The sequence below is a fragment of the Glaciimonas sp. Gout2 genome (assembly GCF_035018905.1).
Taxonomy (GTDB): Bacteria; Pseudomonadota; Gammaproteobacteria; order Burkholderiales; family Burkholderiaceae_D; genus Glaciimonas.
In genome coordinates, this window is the sequence record NZ_JASJXA010000007.1 from 60981 (window position 1) to 81119 (window position 20139).

Below are 20139 nucleotides of genomic sequence, written 5' to 3' on the forward strand. Positions count from 1 at the left end.
TCATTGCTGTAAATCAAAAGGCTTCTTCTTCCAATGTATTATTCAAATGTACTTTCTGAATAACGAATCAAGGGTGCATTTTTGGTTTTCCACGTGTAACTTTTGTTTGCATACTAAACAATTATTTCCGTAAAAGTAGTACAAGTCGTATCACTTCACACAGCCGACCAACGTTGATTCTCAGCATTGGTATTTTGTATTATTTAGCAACGGAGATATTTAATGAAAAAGCAGCAATCGGGTTTTACCCTCATCGAATTAGTCATGGTCATCGTTATTTTGGGAATATTGGCTGCGGTGGCCTTGCCTAAATTTGCCGATTTAAAATCCGACGCACAAGTTGCTGCGCTCGCAGGTGTTAAAGGATCAATTGAATCAGGTAGCGCAATTAACTATGCTGCCGTTATTGCCGGACATGGTACAACAACAATCGGCTTGAATTGCTCCACCGCTGCTTTAGCGGTGCTACAAGGCCCTCTGCCAGCAGGCTATTCATTGGACACAGGCGTTGCCATCGTATCTGGCGATAATGCATGCGTACTGACCGGCCTCGCACTACCTACATCGATTGCGCACATTGTCGGTATTTAATTCATAAAAGCGCACTGAACCAATTCTCCCGGGGACAACATGTTGCAGGACTCTGCAATCTTTCCCGGGTTTATTGCAATACACTTTTATGCCAAGTTGGTTTTGATAAAATCAAAGCCTTCCAGCTAGCAAAGGTATGACAATTTCAAAAAACAGTAATGGATTTACCTTGATCGAGCTGGTCATGGTGATCGTTATCACAGGCGTTATTGCCGTCGTCGCTATCCCGCGTTTCTCAGGACGCCAGACATTCCAAGCACGTGGCTTTTATGATCAAACTTTGTCAATGCTGCGTTACGCACAAAAAATCGCCATAGCACAACACACCCCAACGTTCGTCAATGTGAGCAGCGTAAACGGAACGATATGCCTTACCTATCTCTCCGATATCAATTGCACCAACAGCGATGCCAAACAAGTCGTGCTCGGTCCGTCTGACCAGCAAAAATTCAGTAAAGTCACACCAAACGGTATCACTATCGAATCAACAAACTCCTCGTTTTTTTTCTCAGCATTAGGGAAGCCATCGCCAGACGCGACCGTCCAGTTGTCCATCGTCGGCGATGGCATGAAAAGAATAATTACTGTTGAGCGAGAGACCGGATATGTCCACTAACACGTCTCTGAATCAGCAAAAAGGGATCTCGCTGATTGAACTCATTCTGTTCATCGTCATCGTTAGCGTGGGGATTGCAGGCATTCTATCGGTGATGAACATCACTACAAAAAATAGTGAAGATCCTGTGCAACGCAAGCAGGCGCTGGCAATAGCAAAATCAATGCTGGAGGAAATCAGCTTGCAACCCTTCACCTATTGCGCCCCATCCGACGCCAATGCGTTGACTGCTAACAGTGTCGGCGATTGTGCTGGCATCCCGGGAATAGCAAACGAAGACGATTTACCGTCGACGTCCCGCGTCAGCAACGTTGCGCAACGCGAAGCTGATAACGTGGCTGATTACAACAATTTTTCAATGAGTCCAATATTAGATATCTCAGGTACACCGATCACCGGACTCGCGTCCTACTCAGTATCGGTCGCCATCAAACAAGTTGGCGATACTTTAGCACCAGCAGCGGCCAAAAATGATGTTTTGCAAATTGACGTAAGAGCTGTATCAAGTTCTGCCGATATTACGGTCACGGGTTATCGTTTTCGTTATGCACCTAATGCCGTACCCTAATGCCATGTTAGCCACCTCAATCCGGCAGCGTGGTTTTACGCTGATCGAAGCGGTAATGGTCATCACCATCACCGGCATCATCGCCGCAGTGGTGGCGATCTTCATGCGTAGCCCGATTCAAGGCTATTTTGATCTGGAACGACGCGTGGAGGTCACCGACACAGCCGATACAGCACTGCGCCGAATTGGTCGAGACTTGCGCCTGGCGCTGCCAAATAGTGTGCGCAGCGTTGGCGCATCACCACTATGCCTGGAATACCTGCCAACAGCCAGCGGCGGACGCTATCGGGTTGATGCTCCCGGCGCAGCGCTCAATTTTACGGCCCCGACTACAACCTTCGACGTGCTATCAACCCTCAATCCAATACCCGCCAGCGGCGACCAATTGGTCGTCTATAATCTGGGAATACCTGGTGCGGATGCTTATTCCGGCGAGAATCGAGCAACTATTTCGACTGCCACCGCCAACAGTATTACACTGACTTCAGCAAAACAGTTTCCGTTTGCATCACCCGGCAATCGCTTTCAGATCATGCCAGCTGCGGAGCAAGCAGTGTTTTATGTTTGCACCAACAGCGGCACCGGGATTGATGCAGCCGGTAACGGAAACGGCAGCCTATATCGCTTATCGGGTTACGGAATTAACGCGGCCGCTCCCACCTCCTGCCCCGCAATACCAGCTAACGCGCCAGTGCTGGCACAAAATATCAGTCACTGCGAATTCACATATACGGTCGGCGTGACGCAACGCAACAGCTTGATTTCACTGCGTATCGCGATCACTAAAAACAATGAAACGGCCAGCCTCTACTATGCAGTTCATGTCAGTAACTCACCCTAAACGGGCCTTATCAAACGGAGGTTGCCGCTCCAGACCACATGCACAGCGCGGCTTTGCATTGATGACGGCTATTTTTTTATTGGTTGTATTAGCAGGGCTAGGCGCTGTCATGGTCACGCTTTCAACCGTGCAGCAAACAACTTCAGCGCAAGATTTACAGGGGTCGCGCGCGTATCAAGCTGCCCGGACCGGGATAGAATGGGGTGTGTATCAGGCCATGAAGCCCGAGCAGACCAATTTACCATCGGGCCAGACACCTTATGTTTGCCCCGCAAACCCGACAACCCTCAGTCACCTGGCTGGTGCTTTAACTGGTTTTAGTGTGCGGGTCGACTGTACATCGACGACCTACACGGAAGGACCAAATCAAATTGGTGCAATGCAGTTTATCGTCACGGCTAGTCTTGGGACACCCCGCAGTACCCAATACGTGGAGCGTCAGATGTCCGCAACGATCAGCACTTGCCGGACGGCTGGCGTGCCCTGCATTGAGTGAATCTTGGTATTTGGATATTGAATACTGAGCAAACAACGGGAACAGTTAGAAAGTGGGTCGTAGAGTAACCTGTCGAATGATGCATCATCTTGCCCTCTCCGGCGCTCTATCGTACGATCAAACTTATCGACTAATAGTAGGTAGCGAGATATCCGGCGCGTTCACTAATGCGCGTTTTATTTCGCCAGGAATCAAAGAGCACGAGCAATTGGTGGCAAATTAAACGTAAACTTCCGCAACCCGGCTCGTTTGCCTCACATATTAAATACACACTGCACATGGTGCAATGTAAGAAGTTTCAAGGAGCACTCATGGCCAGACCGGAAAAAATTCGTTTAGGTGAAATTTTACTGCAGCAAAAATTGCTATCCCAAGAACAATTGCAATTGGGATTAAGCGAGCAGCAGCGAACAGGACGAAAGTTGGGGCGTATTTTTGTTGAAAATGGTTTTGCGACGGAAGACGCTATTTCTGCCGCTCTGGCCCGCCAACTCCGCATTCCTTACATCCACCTCAAGCAGTACCATATCAAATCGAACATAGTGCTTCTCCTGCCTGAAATACAGGCGCGCCGGTTTCGCGCCATTGTTATGGAAGAGCAGCCCGCCGGACTATTAATCGGAATGGCTGATCCGACCGATTTGTTTGCATACGATGAAATTGCCCGCCTACTTAAGCGCGACATTACGCTCGCCGTTGTCAATGAAAGTGAACTCCTTCAAACCATCGACAGACTGTACCGCCGGACCAATGAAATTACGGGTTTGGCTCGCGAGCTAGAGCAAGAGCTCGGTGATAATAGTATCGATTTCGGCACTTTAGGGAGCGGAACTGGTCTGGAGGACGCCCCCGTCGTCAAGCTTCTGCAATCGGTATTTGATGATGCAACGCAAGTCGGTGCCTCGGATATTCATATCGAGCCACAAGAAAAACGACTACATATCCGATTTCGTATCGATGGCGTTTTACATTTGCAGACCGAAGCCGATATCAAGATTGCACCGTCGCTGGCGCTGCGACTGAAACTGATGGCGGATCTTGATATTTCAGAAAAACGTCTGCCGCAAGACGGACGCTTTGCGATCAAAGTCAAGCAACAACAGATCGACGTGCGGATGTCGACGATGCCGACGCAATATGGAGAATCAGTCGTCATGCGCCTGCTCAATCAGAGCGGCGGCATACTCAATCTGGATGCTATCGGTATGCCAAAGGAAATGCTAAAACGGTTTCGTGCAATCGTGCAGCGCCCTAACGGACTGGTGCTGGTAACAGGGCCAACCGGTAGCGGCAAGACAACAACGTTATACGGCGCATTGTCTGAACTCAATACGCTCGAGAAAAAACTCATCACGGTAGAAGATCCCGTCGAGTATCGGTTACCCGGCATCAATCAGGTACAAGTTAACGACAAAATCGAACTAAGCTTTTCCAGAGTTCTTCGCTCCGCTTTACGCCAGGATCCAGACGTCGTGTTAGTCGGAGAAATGCGCGATCAGGAAACCGCACAGATCGGCATGCGCGCCGCAATGACAGGCCACATGGTATTGTCGACGTTGCACACCAACGATGCTATCAGCACGCCGATACGTTTGCTCGACATGGGTGTGCCGGGTTATATGGTTGCCAGTTCCTTACAAGCAGTCGTCGCACAACGTTTACTGCGTTTAATTTGCGAAAGCTGCTCGGAAGACGCCACCTTACAAGTCAACGAAATTGAGTGGTTAAAGACTGAGCTTAAAGAGACCGTGAATACACACCAATACGCCCATGGTCGGGGCTGCACCCATTGCAACGGTACTGGTTATCGTGGTCGGGTCGGGGTCTATGAAATGCTTGAAATAACCAGAGAAGTGGCGGATGCAGCAAATGGCGATGATCCCGCCCTTTTTATGAAAGTAGCGCGAGCCCAGTTAGCCGGTGAAACCTTACGTCGTCATGCGGTGGCGTTGGTCCTGGAGCGACGAACGACGGTCAGCGAAGCAATGCGTATCAGTATTCAGCTTGAGGATTAAGCATGCCTTTCTTCGCATATAAAGCACGTAACGCCCGCGGTGAGCAAGTGCAAGGCGTCCTGGAAGGTAGCGATAGTAGCGGTATCGCCAGTCAGCTATTTAACGCCGGTATAACACCGATTGACATTACGCCGACCAGCGGCCCCATTAGCGGTACAAGTGCTGAAAATGACTGGTGGTCACGCCTCAACGAAGAAAAAGTCCGCTCCATCGACGTACAATTATTTAGTCGCCAACTTTATACTCTGCTAAAAGCCGGTATTCCTATCATGCGCGGCTTGGCTGGCTTACAGGAATCAGCAACCAACAAGTCATTTGCAAGAGTGCTAAAAGACATCAGGGAATCACTTGATGCTGGCCGAGAACTATCAGCGTCAATGCGGCGTCATCCACGCGTATTCTCCAATTTTTATCTGAATATGGTACGCGTCGGAGAAATGACTGGGCGTCTTGAGGAGGTTTTTCTACGGCTGTTCGGGCATCTCGAATTCGAGCGAGAAATGGGCGAAAGAGTACGGACCGCGATGCGCTACCCTTCTTTTGTAGTGGTGGCCATGCTGGCAGCCATGGTCGTCATCAATATCTTTGTCATTCCGTCCTTCGCCAATGTTTACGCTGGATTTCATGCCCAGTTACCCTTGCCAACACGGTTCTTAATGGCGACCTCTGCATTCACCGTCCATTATTGGCCCTTGCTGCTGGCGATCATTGCCGCCGCTGCGTTTGCATTCAAAACCTATCTCGCCACCGTCGATGGTTTGTACAAATGGGATAAACTTAAATTGCGCTTTCCTATTGTCGGCAAAATCATCTTAAAAGCGACGTTAGCCCGATTCGCGCGCAGCTTTGCGCTATCAAGTAAAAGCGGCGTACCAATCGTGATGGGACTTACCGTGGTCGCTCAAACAGTCGACAACAGTTATATCGCTAGTCGTATCGAACAAATGCGTGATGGCGTCGAACGTGGTGAAAGTATTTTACGTACAGCTTCAGTTACCGGTGTGTTTACACCGGTCGTTTTACAAATGATCGCAGTCGGCGAGGAAACTGGCGAGCTTGATGATTTGATGGACGAGATAGCAAGAATGTACGAGCATGAAGTCGATTACGAACTAAAGACGTTGTCTTCGCAAATAGAACCGATTTTGATCGGCGTGCTGGGCATCATCGTCCTGATCCTGGCGCTGGGCATCTTTTTGCCAATGTGGGACCTTGGTAAGGTCGCCATTAAAAATTAGCTTATTCGATGCTGATATTCTGCCATTTCAAAACTATTTGATGCAACCAAATTCAAAAGTTACAAATCCGCAATGTGAGAATACAGTTTGTATATTTCACTGAGTTTGAATGCGTTTGAAGCGAGCAACTCAACGAAAGTGCTATCCGTGATAGTGAATGAAATGCATTTGTGCATCTTACTCAGGGCGCAAAACCACAATGGTTTTCAGCTCGATCCAGCGGCCAACCGTCGCTATAAATTCATTGGCGGTACAAGGTTTAGTAAGATAGTCATCCATTCCTGCGGCGAGACAACGCTCGCGGTCACCCTTGATCGCACTGGCGGTGAGACCAATAATCGGCATTCTCGGGGCGCCGGTTGCGGCCTCTTTTTCTCTAAGAAGTCTGGTTGCCTCATAACCGTCCATTACCGGCATCATACAATCCATGAGAACCAAGTCAAAATGCCGCAGAGCAAGTGCATCGAGTGCTAACTCACCGTTTTCAACCTCTTCAACCACGCATCCCCTTTTTGTCAGCAGGATACGCACCAGTTGCCGGTTGATTTCTGTGTCCTCAATAACCAGTACGCGTGGTGCATACGTTTGCAATACTGGCGTTAATGGCAATGGTGCGAGGTTCGCTGGCGGAATACTTTCAATCGATGAGAGATCGACGGGTTCCTTCTCTGAAATCCGAGAGCGAATCCGGAACGTAAAACTTGATCCCAAACCTAAGCTGCTGACGCAACTGATTTGACCATGCATCAGCTCGACCAGGCGCTTGCATATGGCTAGGCCCAGGCCAGTACCGCCGTATTTGCGACTCGTCGTATTGTCTGCCTGTATAAACGGTTCAAATAAATTGATTTGCGCTTCCTCGCTGATCCCAATACCACTATCCAGAACCGAATACCGCAAATGCACCATATCCAGATTAGCAACATCAGCATGCGCGCTGAAGTAAATGGTTATCTTCCCCGATGGTGTGAATTTGATCGCATTGACAATCAGATTACCCAAAATCTGTCTTATCCGTATGGGATCTCCATCTACCCACTTTGGAGCAGTTAAGCTGATAGAGGTATCAATCACCAGGTTTTTTTGCTTGGCATTGGCTTTATGCAGATCAATGACATCGAATATCAGGTGGACCGGATCGAAGGAGATCATTTCGAACTCCATATGACCAGCTTCGATTTTTGAAAAATCCAAAATCTCGTTAAGAATTCGCATAAGTCCGCGCGCACCACTCCGCACGTTACTGGCATATGCCAGCTGGACGCTATCGAGTTTAGTCTCCAACATCAATTCCGACATCCCAATAATGCCATGCATCGGAGTACGGATTTCATGACTCATCATCGCCAGAAAGCGTGATTTTGATTCGTTGGCGGAGTCGGCTTGGGTCTTCAGTAAAAAGGCTTCTTTTGCGTCCTGCTCCCGCCGCTTCAGGACAATCGCGATCAGTACAAACGCAATCGATAGCGCAAGCAAGCTTACCAACGCAATACCACCCAACAATTGTACCGTTCCACGCCAACCACCGAGGAACAAATCTTCAGTGATGGTGACATTCACAATCAGCGGATAACCTCTGACTAACCGGATCGCACTCATCCGATACACTTTCTTGAAGTCATCTGCCGCCCGTGGACTTCTGGACAGAATAACGTCGTGGTTTTTATTTTCCTCAATTACTGCAAAGGTTGGACCTGCAAGGAATTTTTTTCCTAGCAGGGCGTTCGTAGGCGGCCAACGCGCAACTAATGTGTAATCTCGGAGATACAGCGACACGGCAGATTGATTACCAAGGCTAACATTTTTGTAAAAATCGCCAAAAAAATCGCTCGCCAGTCCTAACAGAACCACGCCAAGAAAATGCCCATTGGCATCCTCGATACGCCGGCTAATGTAGAAAAGCCATTTACCGTTAACTTTGTTTTGCACCGGTTGGCTGATAAATATACCGGGATCAGCGTTGTGGCTATGATATTTAAAATAGTCGCGATCACTCAGATTCAGTACCGGCACAGGAAACGAACGGGTAATATTTATTACTTCGCCATCTACACCGATAATAGTAGCTACATTGATTTGTGGCAGTCCACTGATTTTGTCATGCATCATCTGGTGAGTCGAAGAGGTTCTGAAGGCCTTTATTAACCCCGCTTGATCATGCACATTCGCAGACTCGACGTTCTCGACCAAACTATCCAGCACCAGCGAAGCCGACGTCATCGTCTGTGAAGTATTTTCCGCCAACACGAGAGACAAGTTACCAAGTTCCGTGCGCCACGCCTCTATCGTCCGATCATGCAATATCTTGGTTGACACGACGATTAATAATGCGAGCAACGTGATTACCACGATACCGATAACGGCCGTGGCCCTCCTCGCACTAAGGCGCCATCGTGCGTTCCCGAAATATAGCGTTCGCTTATCTGTCGATCGTGTCATTTGCATCGCATGCGATTTCCAGAACTTTTAAATAAACTGCGAACTAAACAATATCTTCACCACGGACGCATGCGGAAACAAGGCGTCGGTGGTAAGGCTTACCCTGCTAATTTTCACCACATTCGGGGTATCCCCGAAAATGCACAATACTATCTCGTACATCTTGCATCACCAACGAGAACAAGCGCCATAACTCGGGAAGATGATGATCTAGACGGCATGTCTGATCACCTAGCAACAAACTTTCCAACTCCACCAGTTTGGTCGTCAGTTCCACCGCGCCAACCAGCGATGTTGTACCTTTAAGTGAATGAATTTCATGCGACATCGCCTTAAACTCACCGACTAAAATCGCCGCTTTCAAACGTTCAAACATCGGTGCCGCGATCACAATAAACGTATGAGACAGCGCACGAAACGAATCAAGATCTTCGCCGGTTGCGTTGAACAGCACGCTTGGATCGATATACAGGTATGGGTTATGCCGCTTCATGGTACGTTGTGCACTAACTATTTATCCAGAAAACGCTAATACCCCGGTGTTAAGCAGGACGTTGAAGCAGGACGTTGAAAAATATTGCTCTTATCGTTGTATTTAGGTAAATTCGACCACAATCGCTTTCACCACAAATATTTCACGCATCATTAATGGCACCAGCCTTGTATATTTCACTGCCAGTGCGAACTGTTCTGCAATTATTTGAATGACAATTAAAGCATTATTTAACTGCAACCGAAGTACAAAGTACCATGGATTCTTTGCGAATCATCAGCAATTGGTATCAAAAATACACACCTGAGCGATCATTCTTCGTACGAAAAGAATCCTATACTCCTAATTGGTCACGCTTCTGACGACGTTTTGGGCGCAGCATGCACGTAAGTAGCCACGTAATTCGTCGTAGTTCATTGGTTTACTAAAAAAAACAACCCCTTCCGGAACACCACCACGCAAGTTAAGCTCCTCAGGCGTGAGGCTTGAAAGGATTGCAATGTTCATGTGTGCCAATTCCGGATATCGTAATATGGTATTGATAACTTCGTAACCATCGATCCCATCCATCACGATATCTGCCAGCAAAATACTCGGCCTGTGTGTTGCTATCTCAACCAGAGCCTGATAGCCATTCTCACAAAATCTCAGGTCGGCCGACAGGTTCCAGGATGAAATCTGTTTTTCATAGATTCCACGCTGGAGCGCATTATCCTCAACTACCAGGATTGATGCCTTTTTACCGGACGATGCCTCGCTCGCATTAACCTTTAACGCCGTCGTCAACGATGCTTTATAAGCTTGGACGGCAGCCATAGGAATACGACGGTGCCCTCCCCCGGTTTTCCAAGCTTCAATTACTCCAGCCTCAACTAATTGTTGAACCGACGTAACCGAAATTCCAAGTATTTGAGCGACCTTCTGTGTTGTACATATTTCAGAATAAGGCATTTATCTTCTTATATTCTCTAAAGTCTTATTTTAACCAAATTAAATAAATTTCCCAATAATTGGTTCGTTTCTAAAAGAGATGTTTTTAATCTCTATTTTTATCGCCATTCACTCTTCTTGACGGAGACATACACAATGCATGTTTCGCATAATCTAATATGCAATAAGAAACTCGGGAAACCTCATACCAACCAATTCAATTTGCAAAAAACGCTTTGTAAAAGCGATTAATTTCAGATTAAAGATGTCACCTTTTCCAAGACTCAATCAGCGTGAAAAAATCGCGAATATTTAACCAATACAAACGATCAAAACACACCAAAGCATCCAACCCATCCTGACAGTCACCCTTACAACGTTAAACCAAGACTCACAACATAGTCTTCATTAGTTTCATCATTCCCTAACAGTTCACGCATTTCTGAAAAAGCAATGCCAAACGTCTCATGAATACGAATCATCACATCGCCACTAATCCTAATCTTGCCATGGCGAACCTTACTGATTAAAGGCGGTGCAAGTTTCAATAGCCGACATAATGCTGCATCGTTTTTTAACGCTTTACGATGAAGCAGTTCGTCAAGCAACCGACTCTGATCATATCCTTGAGTTTTCTCGATATTTTCATTATTTTGATTATTTTCTAATGTCATTTTATGCTCCCTTTGAAGTGCTATATGATAAAAATTTAAATTCACAGACGCGCATTATTTTCGCCCCACACATGCTTCCTTGGCTGCGCAAGCCAAGGAAGCAAATCGTCGCCATTCATCGGCTTACCAAAGTAATATCCCTGCCCAGCATCACAGCCCAGTGCCTGAATAAAATCTGCATCGCTTCTTGACTCTATTCCCTCGGCAACTGTCGAGAGATTGAGATTTTTTGCCAAGTCAAATATCGACTGTAGTATTGCCACCGATCGTTGAGCACCTTGGGCACCAACTATAAAAGAGCGATCTACTTTAATTTCAGAAAATGGCATACGACTCAACTGTTGGAGAGAAGAATAGCCAGTCCCAAAATCGTCTAGCGACAAGTTAAATCCATGCATGCGCAAACGGGTAACGGTTTCTAGTAAACCATCATAGTCCGTTGCAAGCGCCGTTTCCGTTACCTCAACAGTGATTAATTCCGGCTCGATAGAATGTTCGTTTGCAATAGCACGCCAACGATTGGGAATGGCAACTTTCTGCAAAGTCGAGCGCGAAGCATTCAGTGCAATACCCATTTGTGGTGCGATATCACGCCATTTTTTCATTGCCTCAAGTGCTTTATGCAGCAACTGTTCGGTCAACTGATCAATAACTCCGCTCGCCTCCATCAATGGAACAAATTGCGATGGCGGGATTTCACCAAACGCCGGATGACACCAACGCGCCAGAATCTCAACCCCAACCGGATCCTGCCCAAATTGCACCTTAGGCTGGAAATAAGGAACAAATTGCTGGCACTCAAGCGCGACGATAAGATCATTTTTTGTCCACAACCTTGATGACGATTTCTCATCAATAACTGGCGCTGTTTCCAGCACCTCGACATCCAACATCATGATTTTTTTTAAATATAAAAAATCAATCGGCTTGATTAAACTACCGGCAATCCGGGCGCCACTATCCCGCGCCACTTTCTCTGCCGACCGCAATAAATCTTCAGTCACGGCTGAAACGAGTATGACTGATCCAATACGCTGGCCGGCCGCATAATGAAGAAATTCGATGCCGTCCATGACATCCATTCGCAAATCGCAAATCGTAAAATCAAATACAACGTTATTTATTTCCAGCAGTTCTAGTGCCTCGCGACCGTTGGCTGCCTCAGCAACGTAACCAATCCCCATTCCTTTCAATCTACCGACCAGCAACTTACGCTGAAATTCGTCGTCCTCCAGCACCAGCACTTTCTGATCAATAAAAAATTCAGATGGCTGTGCCAGTCTATTATTTGCCTTCGCATTTTCCACGTTCGTCGCTATATTTTTTGCCATATCAATCGGCGCGCGCTTCAACCATTTATTCACACATGCCCCTGATAACAATCTGACCCGTCTAAATCCTTAAGAAAAAATTCAGACACAACTTGACGCGACATTGTCGGCACCGTCGACAATGTATTTCTAACGATCAGATTGCTTTCTACCTCTTGCATTACCAGAAGAAGCATCGTCTTGATTTCGGAAAATTCAGCATCGCTGTATTTGAATAATTTTTGTCTGGCGTCAGTTTCAATATCCTGCATTTTTTCGCCGATACACGTCGCCCCAACGATGAACAGACAATTCGCCAGAGAATGCGCCTGATGGGCTATCTCCTTCAGATTTCCGATAGCTACAAACTCATCCAGGCGCTCAATCATTTCCGGATAAATCCGAAGAAAAACGCGTGACATAGCATCAAATGCATCCTCGTCATGCTCCACTGCGCGCATCAATATCGAAGGATCAGTGAGTTTGATATCGGCGCTCAAATCACTCCTTATTCCGCGGCGCTAAAAGCGTCTGTAGAAGTTGTACTTGTGTGGAAAATAGCGTTATCAAAGGTGTCGTTCAATAAGCACGCATCAATTTTTCGCAGCAGCGTTGCTCTATCGACTGGCTTGCTGAGTAATCCTGTCGCGTTGTATTTTTTTGCATCGTCGAACACTTCCTGCACGGTCATACCCGTATGGACGATGACCGGTATCGCGCCCAACGAGTCAGAATTTTTTATTTGTGTCAGAATTGAAATCCCATCAATGTGGGGCATAACGATATCAAGCAAAATCAGTGATGGTGTGCAGTTTCGCAATATTGATAGCGCTTGCAATCCATCTCTCGCTGCAATCACTTCATAGCCACCAGCGTACAGAGCATGTTGCAACATGTCGCTGTAGGTTACGTCATCATCAATAACAAGAATTAACTTCGATGTTGATAGCGGCATCCCCAATGAGACTAGGGAAAATTCTCGCGCTGCAATGACAGACTGTCTTCTATGGAATCCCTGATCCACTGCCGACTTCAACATGATCGGGTCCAACAATGGACGCCCCGGCAGAAGGGCATCAAATGGACCGGTAGGGTACAGCGCAGTTGCCAGTGTCAGCTGATCATCTCCGCAGAGCAATAATATCTGACATGAAATATCTAAAAAATGATCACATTCACGACTTAACATAATAATAAAATGTTCAGCTTCATGAATATTTGAAAAGGATAAAATCAGTACATCTGGATGCACTTCTCCGAACAGCTCAATTCCCTGCGGCGCATAGTATGTCGACCAGACCCCCGACGCTTCATGGACGACAGTCTCGTGCAAGGTAAGCGATTCAGCCATACTGTCTGTAACGATTAAAACTTTAGGATTCATTCATTTTCCATCATGGAGTGACGAGTGGCAGCACGGCATTCACCGCTTCCTCAATTTCAATGAACGTCCGATTCATCTCCTTCATCAGGATTTGTCTTGGATCATTTTCCGGGTCGCCCTTGACGTCATTTTGGATCAAGGCTATTTTTTCCATCGATCCGCACATCGTCGCAAATTTAAAAGCGCCAATTGCCAATGCCGATGTCTTTAATGTATGCGCAAGTGCAGAGATATCACGCCATTGCTTCAAGATAATCATGCTTCGCATTTTTTCCATACCAATACGAAGCGCCTCAAAAAACCGAACAAGAAAATGCCTGATAACTTCAATATCGTCGCCCACAAACTCGCGCAAAATATCTAGATCTATTGCCCGCCCATCTTTTTTATCGAGGCTGGCAAGATTCATTCGTCATCTTTCGGAATCCATTGGCTCAAGATTCTTTGGATGGTCGCAATTTGGGTAGGTTTCGATAAATAATCATCCATACCTGATTCAAAACAACGCGCTCTATCGTCGTCCATTGCACTCGCAGTAATCGCAATAATGCTGAGATGTCGACCCGTCATTTTTTCTTCCTGTCTAATTCTTTTGGTCATCTCATATCCATCCATCTTCGGCATCTGGCAGTCGGCAAGAACTATCAGGCATTCATTCTTTGATAGCCAGGCAATGGCATCCTCGCCATTCTGTAACACAACCACTTCATCGAACCCAATGCGTTTCAACTGAAACCTTAACAACTGTTGGTTCATCTCGTTATCTTCCACAACGACAATCGGTAGTCTGTTTTTTATCATTACGCGAGATAACTTTTTGTCGTCAATCGATCTATCCGATTCGATCTGACACGCATGTGTTTTAACGGAACCGTAAACGCAACGGTTGTCCCCACGCCTGGCGTCGATAGCAATATGATGATCCCACCCATTAATTCGACCAACTGACTGACAATGGCAAGACCCAAACCACTCCCCTCATGCGCGGCACGTTCGATACCATTCACTTGAAAGAATTTTTCAAATATCGCGCCTTGGTATTCAATCGGAATACCCGCCCCGGTATCGGTCATTGAGAACTTTATGCACTGTCTTTCAGCAGTTACTTTCAAAACTATTTCTCCGCTATCGGTGAACTTGATCGCGTTATGAAAAAGATTGTTTAACACCTGTACCACCCTCATATGATCGCACTGAATTTTCTCTGGAACATTGGGCGCGATGGATAACGAAATGGTAATATTTTTTGCAGTAGCGCTGCCGATGTGTGCATTAACTGCACGCGCTAATAGCGCGCGCAAATTCTCGTCTTTCATATTAAGGTCAACCTCACCCGCCTCAATCTTTCCGAGAAAAAGCAATGAGTTAACCAACAAGAGTAAATGCATGCCACTTTCATGAACGTACTGCGCAAATGACCGCTGCTGTGCATCAACCAGGTCTTCCTTGAGTAACTCCGCATAACCTAAAATGCCATTCAGCGGAGTGCGTAATTCGTGCGACATATTTGACAAAAAAAGCGTCTTTGCGCGATTTGCCGACTCTGCCTCTACTTCATGTAACGTCAGATGTCGTATAAGGAAAATGATCAAACCCGTCACGATCAAAATTACCAATGTAAACAGTGCGGCTAACGTAATGACTTGCCGGTAGGTACTATTAAAGGGTATCAATTCATCTTCTACGCTAATACCCACCACCACCAGTAATGGATACTTCCCCAATTTACGGTAGGAAAATATGCGATCACGACCATCAACTTCGCTCTTGGCGCGGAAATTACCAATTTTCTGCTGCACCATCTGCTTAAAGAGCGGCAAGTTTGCTAGCTTTTTCCCCACCACTTCGCTTTCGGCCGACCGCCATGCCAATACCATGCCATCTGTATCGGTGAGTGCGATAGAGCCGTGCTCACCCAGATTCACCGCACTGAAGAGTCGGGTAAAGTAAAGGGGGTCCATCGATGCCACCACCTCACCATTAAACGTTCCATCCGATTTATTAACCCGGCGTGTTAAAAAAATTTCTGATTTACCGGGAATGAGGGACTGAACCGGCTCGCTCAACAATAAATTTTCGGCGTCGCCCTTACCGTGTAGACGAATGGACTCAAGGTTAGGTCGCTTAACGTCGCCTGGAGGATGACTCGATAAGACTACGTTTGATCGCTCGTCAATCACACTCAGGAAATTAAATATTCTTCTCAAAATATGGCTAGATAAAAACTGTCCAATATCAAGTTGTTTACCGGACGTCTCATACTCATATTTAAGAAACTGCACAGCCTGATCGGCCACTTCAATCGTGCTGATCGTATGCGCCTCGAATGCCTGGGCAAAGCTGTCGGCATTTTTGGTAGTGGCAATCAGATATTTTTCTTTAGATTGACTCAGCTGATGAAGCGTGACTGTCCAAAGAATAACAATCAACACCACGGCAAAGGCAGACGGCAAAATAATTTGCCAATACTTACTTCGCCGACAGTGATAAAGCATAAATTAGCTCTCTTCTCACAGATTCTTAATAATGATTTTTCTACGCCTGCACTTACTCACCAGCACTTACTCAGTATTTACTCCGTAGTTACTCAAACATCACCAACACCAGCACCAACACCAACATTTGAAAATCTCGCTATCAGCAGCGCGTTATTATGCTAATTTTTACTTATAAAATCCATATATATGCGGCATTATCATTTAAATTGAATTTTTTATATTTATTGATTTTAACAAATTTATTAAAATTGTCAAATATGTTAAAATTAACCAACAGTATCACCGCAATACGTATTTATTTATCAATCAATAACGACATCCTGTGTATCAACGGGCTGCCCGCCTGCAACGGCAATGAATACGAAATGATCACATGCACACAAAAGCGATCGATACCTCTTTGCCCTGTACTGTTTTAATCGTAGAGGACAATCCTCTGCTGATTGGTCTATACAAGAACGCTTTAGCGGACATAAAAGACATCCGTTTCGTCATCGCCGCTAATGGGTTCCAGGGATTGATACAAACTTGTGAGTGCAGTCCTGACATCATCATTGCTGACCTTGATATGCCGGATCTTGACGGCTTCAAAATGCTCAATATTTTGCGAGTCGATCCAGCTTATCGTCATGTTCCGCTCATCATCATTTCGGGACTTAAAGAAGCAGATATTTTGGATAATGGGGGATTACCACCCGATGTTTCTTTTATTAAGAAAAAAGATTTTTCGCCAATCGCGCTACGTGCCCTCGTGACGCAAGGACTAAAGAGAACCAACAACAAGCCTGCGCCTCTTTAAGAAACAAAAAATTAACCCAAAATATGAGCGACAGCACAGCCCGTTCGCTACGGCGTCAATGGCTCATAAAAACTGCGCAATGGATTTAGTCATAATGCTTCGATCTAGCGATAGATTCCTCCAGCTCACAGCCATAATGGTCAAAGGGAGTGTTCCGCAAAACCACAGATTCAATCTGACACTCATTAACGCTGACAGGCTAGCCCCGCCATACGTAATCTGGCTGCCGATTTATTTAATGGCGCACGTTGCTCAAACGACAAATATACATATTAATGTATTATCATTATGCCCAAAATATCATAACTGACGACATCCAACATTTTCTGATATTTCATTATCAAAGACCTCGCACCAATTACACACTGCACAAAAATGGATGGCTTCAAATGGACATGCCGACTAAAGACAACACTTCAAAGATGATTCGGATTGTTGTAGTAGAAGACGACGATGCCTTCCGCGAAATCGTTGTACTCAGTCTTATCAATCGCGGTTATCAGGCCACCGGCGTTCACAATAGCGCGGCCTTGTATCGAGAATTAATCGAGAGACCGGCCGATATCGTGGTTTTGGATGTCGAGTTATCTGGGGATAACGGCTTCACCATCGCCAATCAACTCCGGGCAATGCAACGGACGCGCCTTCTTGGGATTATTATGCTCACGTCGCATAGTGATCTCCAGACGCGGGTGGATGGGCTGGAGAGTGGTGCAGATATGTTCCTTACCAAGCCAGCCAACCCCCGAGAGATCACCGCGAGCATAGATAGTCTTTACCGGCGCTTAAATCTGAATGCAGAAGCGCAAGGTAGCAGACCTTGGCGGTTTGTCAGAACCGAATGGAAGCTCATCGCTCCGTCAGGCGCTGAAATTATGCTGACGCATCTTGAAACGCTATTGGTCGACATCCTGGTTGAAGGTCGAGGACGCCCGGTAAGCAGGCGGACAATTATCTCCACCGCGTTGCAACAAGATCCGCTGGCCTATGACGAGCGCAGACTCGAAGCGGTGATCAGCCGACTACGCAGAAAAATTGCCAAAACTTACGGTTCATCGCAGCCGATCAAAGTTGCCCATTCAGTCGGTTATATATTTGCTGATCCAATTGAGCGCGAATAATTGTTACGAACAACATGATGCCTATGAACTGCAGCGGTTCATAGATAAGCATTTCGACTGAATCCAGCATTAAATCCGTAATGCCTCATGCAACTGCCAATGCAATACCGGGAAGTTGATTCTCAGAACAAGTCTGCGCTACTGCAGAATACCAACCGTATTTTTCTTTTCAGCTTACTCCAGCGACGTTATAGCGTTCCGCTTTCGCCTTCATCCGATTTTTAATTCTTGTCATGCCAAAAATCGCTCATGACACGACGGTCTTCAACAGTTTTCATATTCTCGGCCGTCCCATATACCCACCTTAATACACTTATTAACAGCATATCCAACAACGCTGTTTGTAATCCAAAATTTCTGCACACCCGGCTTTAATAGAAGAAGTCCGTAGCGCCCCCTCCAAATTGCTATTTAGTCACATAAATGTCAGCAAACGTAAGTATTCGTAGAGTTGCTGACACTTTCTACGCCTCAGAATCAGAGCCAGATAATTCGAGGTTGTCTCACTCCACATTGCTAAATCGATCGCACCACAAGCAAGATCGGCAGCGCAGTGTTTTAGCAGCCTCCAAATAGAAACCAAACACGAAAAAAAACGTCAGTTACTGGGCAGCCAACACAGGATCGGGCGATAACAAGGAAATGAAATCAAATGCCAAAATCAAACGGGCTCATTTTCAAACATCCCTTCGAACTTGAGCTAATAAAGCGATTAGCTGATGTCGTCGTTTTAGCTGCTGCGGCACCACTTGCCAGCTATTGGCGTTTCGGCGTCTCTCTCAATGCCACTTCCCCGATTCACACCATTATGCTTTGTCTTTGCTGCGCACTAGTGCTGTTTGGATTTCCGCAATCCGGGATGACAGTAGCCTGGCGCGGGCGCCTCATGCCGCATATGTTTGTGCGGCTGATGACGTCATGGGCAATGGTTTTATTAGTGGGACTACTAGTCAGCTTTCTGATTCACCGTGTTGGTGAACTGTCGCGGCTCTGGCTTTTTTATTGGTATCTGACGGGCATCGCCTTTTTATCACTTTATCGCGTCGCTATACATGGCGTTCTTAGTATCGTCCGCAGTCGCGGTTTCAACACCAAACGCGTCATGATTGTTGGATATGGTCACACTGGTCAAGAGATGCACCAAAGAGCGCGGCAACAAAATGGTTATGGATATGATGTCGTGGCGATATATGCAGACGACCAGGACGCCATCAATCTCCAGTCCACCCCCATCACCCTTATCAAGACGCTTGATGGGATAAATGATTACTTGCAGGAAAACAATATCCATGAAATCTGGATTACGTTGCCGATTAGTGCTTCAGCGCAATTGCTGGACATTCAATACATGCTAAGAAATGCGTTGGTGAATGTTCGTTGGGTACCCGATATGTTGGGCCTACAAATGATCAACAATAAAATGGTCGATTTTCTAGGTCTTGCCACAGTAGATTTAAACCGCCCTGTTTCCCATGGCCTACGCGGGCACGTCAAACATTTTTTCGATAAAATATTTTCCGCAATAGTCTTGACCATCTTACTGCCTTTGTTTGCTGCGATTGCAGTAGGGATTAAATGCTCTTCATCTGGTCCTATATTCTTTAAACAAGCGCGGCTCGGCATCAACGGCAAAAAATTTATGGTCTACAAATTTCGCTCGATGACGATGCATCAGGAATATGACGAGATTTCACAAGCGACACAAAACGACGCGCGTATCACACCCTTTGGACAACTACTCAGACGCACCAGCCTTGATGAACTTCCCCAGTTTATTAACGTACTCATCGGCGATATGTCAGTAGTGGGACCAAGACCGCACGCGCTCCAACACAATGCGAAGTACGAAGAAATCCTAGAGTTATATATGGCACGCCATCGTGTCAGGCCCGGCATTACAGGCTGGGCACAAATCCACGGCCTACGTGGAGAAACAGACACCGTCGACAAGATGGAAAAGCGCGTACAGTTTGATATGCATTACATCCAGAACTGGTCACTCCTGATGGATTTGCGCATCGTCATCTGGACAGCATTCAAGGGTTGGACAGGGGAAAACGCATATTAGTCCGCCCTACTACGACCACCGCACTGGGCATATTTCCGGCTAATCAATTTTCTAAAAA

General features: G+C 46.4%; 20 protein-coding genes. 10 read left to right on the forward strand and 10 right to left on the reverse strand.

Annotated elements, in window-relative coordinates:
* Positions 1-222 precede the first annotated feature (222 nt).
* The 7 genes from QN379_RS07165 to QN379_RS07195 all read left to right on the forward strand — a co-directional run bounded on the left by QN379_RS07165 (position 223) and on the right by QN379_RS07195 (position 6365).
* A complete protein-coding gene (locus QN379_RS07165; protein WP_322237971.1) occupies positions 223-591 on the forward strand; it encodes a type II secretion system protein in 369 nt (122 codons plus the stop codon).
* Between the two features lie 136 nt (positions 592-727).
* Positions 728-1207, forward strand: a complete 480-nt coding sequence (locus tag QN379_RS07170; protein ID WP_323506345.1) for a GspH/FimT family pseudopilin — start codon at positions 728-730, stop codon at positions 1205-1207.
* Positions 1197-1775 carry a prepilin-type N-terminal cleavage/methylation domain-containing protein gene (locus QN379_RS07175; protein ID WP_323506346.1) on the forward strand — a complete coding sequence of 193 codons (579 nt, stop codon included), beginning with the start codon at positions 1197-1199 and terminating at the stop codon, positions 1773-1775. Before QN379_RS07170 ends, QN379_RS07175 begins: the two co-directional genes overlap by 11 nt.
* Positions 1762-2616, forward strand: coding sequence for a type II secretion system protein (locus QN379_RS07180; RefSeq protein WP_323506347.1), 855 nt, complete (start codon positions 1762-1764; stop codon positions 2614-2616). The genes QN379_RS07175 and QN379_RS07180 overlap by 14 nt, the downstream gene beginning before the upstream one ends.
* A complete protein-coding gene (locus QN379_RS07185; RefSeq protein WP_322237963.1) occupies positions 2597-3112 on the forward strand; it encodes a hypothetical protein in 516 nt (171 codons plus the stop codon). Before QN379_RS07180 ends, QN379_RS07185 begins: the two co-directional genes overlap by 20 nt.
* 311 nt (positions 3113-3423) lie before the next feature.
* The gene (locus QN379_RS07190) at positions 3424-5127 is read left to right on the forward strand and encodes a GspE/PulE family protein (protein ID WP_323506348.1); all 1704 of its coding nucleotides are present in this window, start codon (positions 3424-3426) and stop codon (positions 5125-5127) included.
* A 2-nt stretch (positions 5128-5129) separates the two neighbouring features.
* Positions 5130-6365 (forward strand): type II secretion system F family protein, encoded by a 1236-nt coding sequence (locus tag QN379_RS07195; protein WP_322237959.1) that lies wholly within the window; start codon positions 5130-5132, stop codon positions 6363-6365.
* A 177-nt stretch (positions 6366-6542) separates the two neighbouring features.
* On the opposite strand, the gene QN379_RS07200 is transcribed toward QN379_RS07195, so the two are convergent.
* From QN379_RS07200 to QN379_RS07245, 10 genes are all read right to left on the reverse strand, one after another.
* The gene (locus QN379_RS07200) at positions 6543-8804 is read right to left on the reverse strand and encodes a hybrid sensor histidine kinase/response regulator (protein WP_323506349.1); all 2262 of its coding nucleotides are present in this window, start codon (positions 8802-8804) and stop codon (positions 6543-6545) included.
* A 106-nt stretch (positions 8805-8910) separates the two neighbouring features.
* A complete protein-coding gene (locus tag QN379_RS07205) occupies positions 8911-9297 on the reverse strand; it encodes an Hpt domain-containing protein (RefSeq protein WP_323506350.1) in 387 nt (128 codons plus the stop codon).
* 342 nt (positions 9298-9639) lie between these two features.
* The gene (locus QN379_RS07210; RefSeq protein WP_322237952.1) at positions 9640-10248 is read right to left on the reverse strand and encodes a response regulator; all 609 of its coding nucleotides are present in this window, start codon (positions 10246-10248) and stop codon (positions 9640-9642) included.
* Between the two features lie 350 nt (positions 10249-10598).
* The gene (locus QN379_RS07215) at positions 10599-10901 is read right to left on the reverse strand and encodes a hypothetical protein (protein ID WP_323506351.1); all 303 of its coding nucleotides are present in this window, start codon (positions 10899-10901) and stop codon (positions 10599-10601) included.
* A gap of 41 nt (positions 10902-10942) precedes the next feature.
* Positions 10943-12265: an EAL domain-containing response regulator gene (locus tag QN379_RS07220; RefSeq protein WP_323506352.1), complete on the reverse strand. Its 1323-nt coding sequence runs from the start codon at positions 12263-12265 to the stop codon at positions 10943-10945.
* Complete coding sequence (locus QN379_RS07225) at positions 12262-12711, reverse strand: Hpt domain-containing protein (RefSeq protein WP_323506353.1); 450 nt, start codon at positions 12709-12711, stop codon at positions 12262-12264. The genes QN379_RS07220 and QN379_RS07225 overlap by 4 nt, the downstream gene beginning before the upstream one ends.
* Positions 12712-12719: 8 nt before the next feature.
* On the reverse strand, positions 12720-13595 hold the full coding sequence (locus QN379_RS07230; protein ID WP_322237941.1) for a response regulator: 876 nt from the start codon (positions 13593-13595) through the stop codon (positions 12720-12722).
* A gap of 10 nt (positions 13596-13605) precedes the next feature.
* Positions 13606-14004, reverse strand: a complete 399-nt coding sequence (locus QN379_RS07235; RefSeq protein ID WP_322237939.1) for an Hpt domain-containing protein — start codon at positions 14002-14004, stop codon at positions 13606-13608.
* Positions 14001-14396, reverse strand: a complete 396-nt coding sequence (locus QN379_RS07240) for a response regulator (RefSeq protein ID WP_323506354.1) — start codon at positions 14394-14396, stop codon at positions 14001-14003. The genes QN379_RS07235 and QN379_RS07240 overlap by 4 nt, the downstream gene beginning before the upstream one ends.
* A complete protein-coding gene (locus QN379_RS07245) occupies positions 14396-16090 on the reverse strand; it encodes an ATP-binding protein (RefSeq protein WP_323506355.1) in 1695 nt (564 codons plus the stop codon). The genes QN379_RS07240 and QN379_RS07245 overlap by 1 nt, the downstream gene beginning before the upstream one ends.
* Positions 16091-16466: 376 nt before the next feature.
* On the opposite strand from QN379_RS07245, the gene QN379_RS07250 reads away from it, so the two are divergent.
* The 3 genes from QN379_RS07250 (at position 16467) to QN379_RS07260 (ending at position 20081) form a co-directional block, all read left to right on the forward strand.
* Positions 16467-16892, forward strand: a complete 426-nt coding sequence (locus QN379_RS07250; protein WP_323506356.1) for a response regulator — start codon at positions 16467-16469, stop codon at positions 16890-16892.
* A 389-nt stretch (positions 16893-17281) separates the two neighbouring features.
* The gene (locus QN379_RS07255; RefSeq protein ID WP_322237932.1) at positions 17282-18013 is read left to right on the forward strand and encodes a response regulator transcription factor; all 732 of its coding nucleotides are present in this window, start codon (positions 17282-17284) and stop codon (positions 18011-18013) included.
* 652 nt (positions 18014-18665) lie between these two features.
* Positions 18666-20081 (forward strand): undecaprenyl-phosphate glucose phosphotransferase, encoded by a 1416-nt coding sequence (locus QN379_RS07260; RefSeq protein ID WP_323506357.1) that lies wholly within the window; start codon positions 18666-18668, stop codon positions 20079-20081.
* Positions 20082-20139 lie beyond the last annotated feature (58 nt).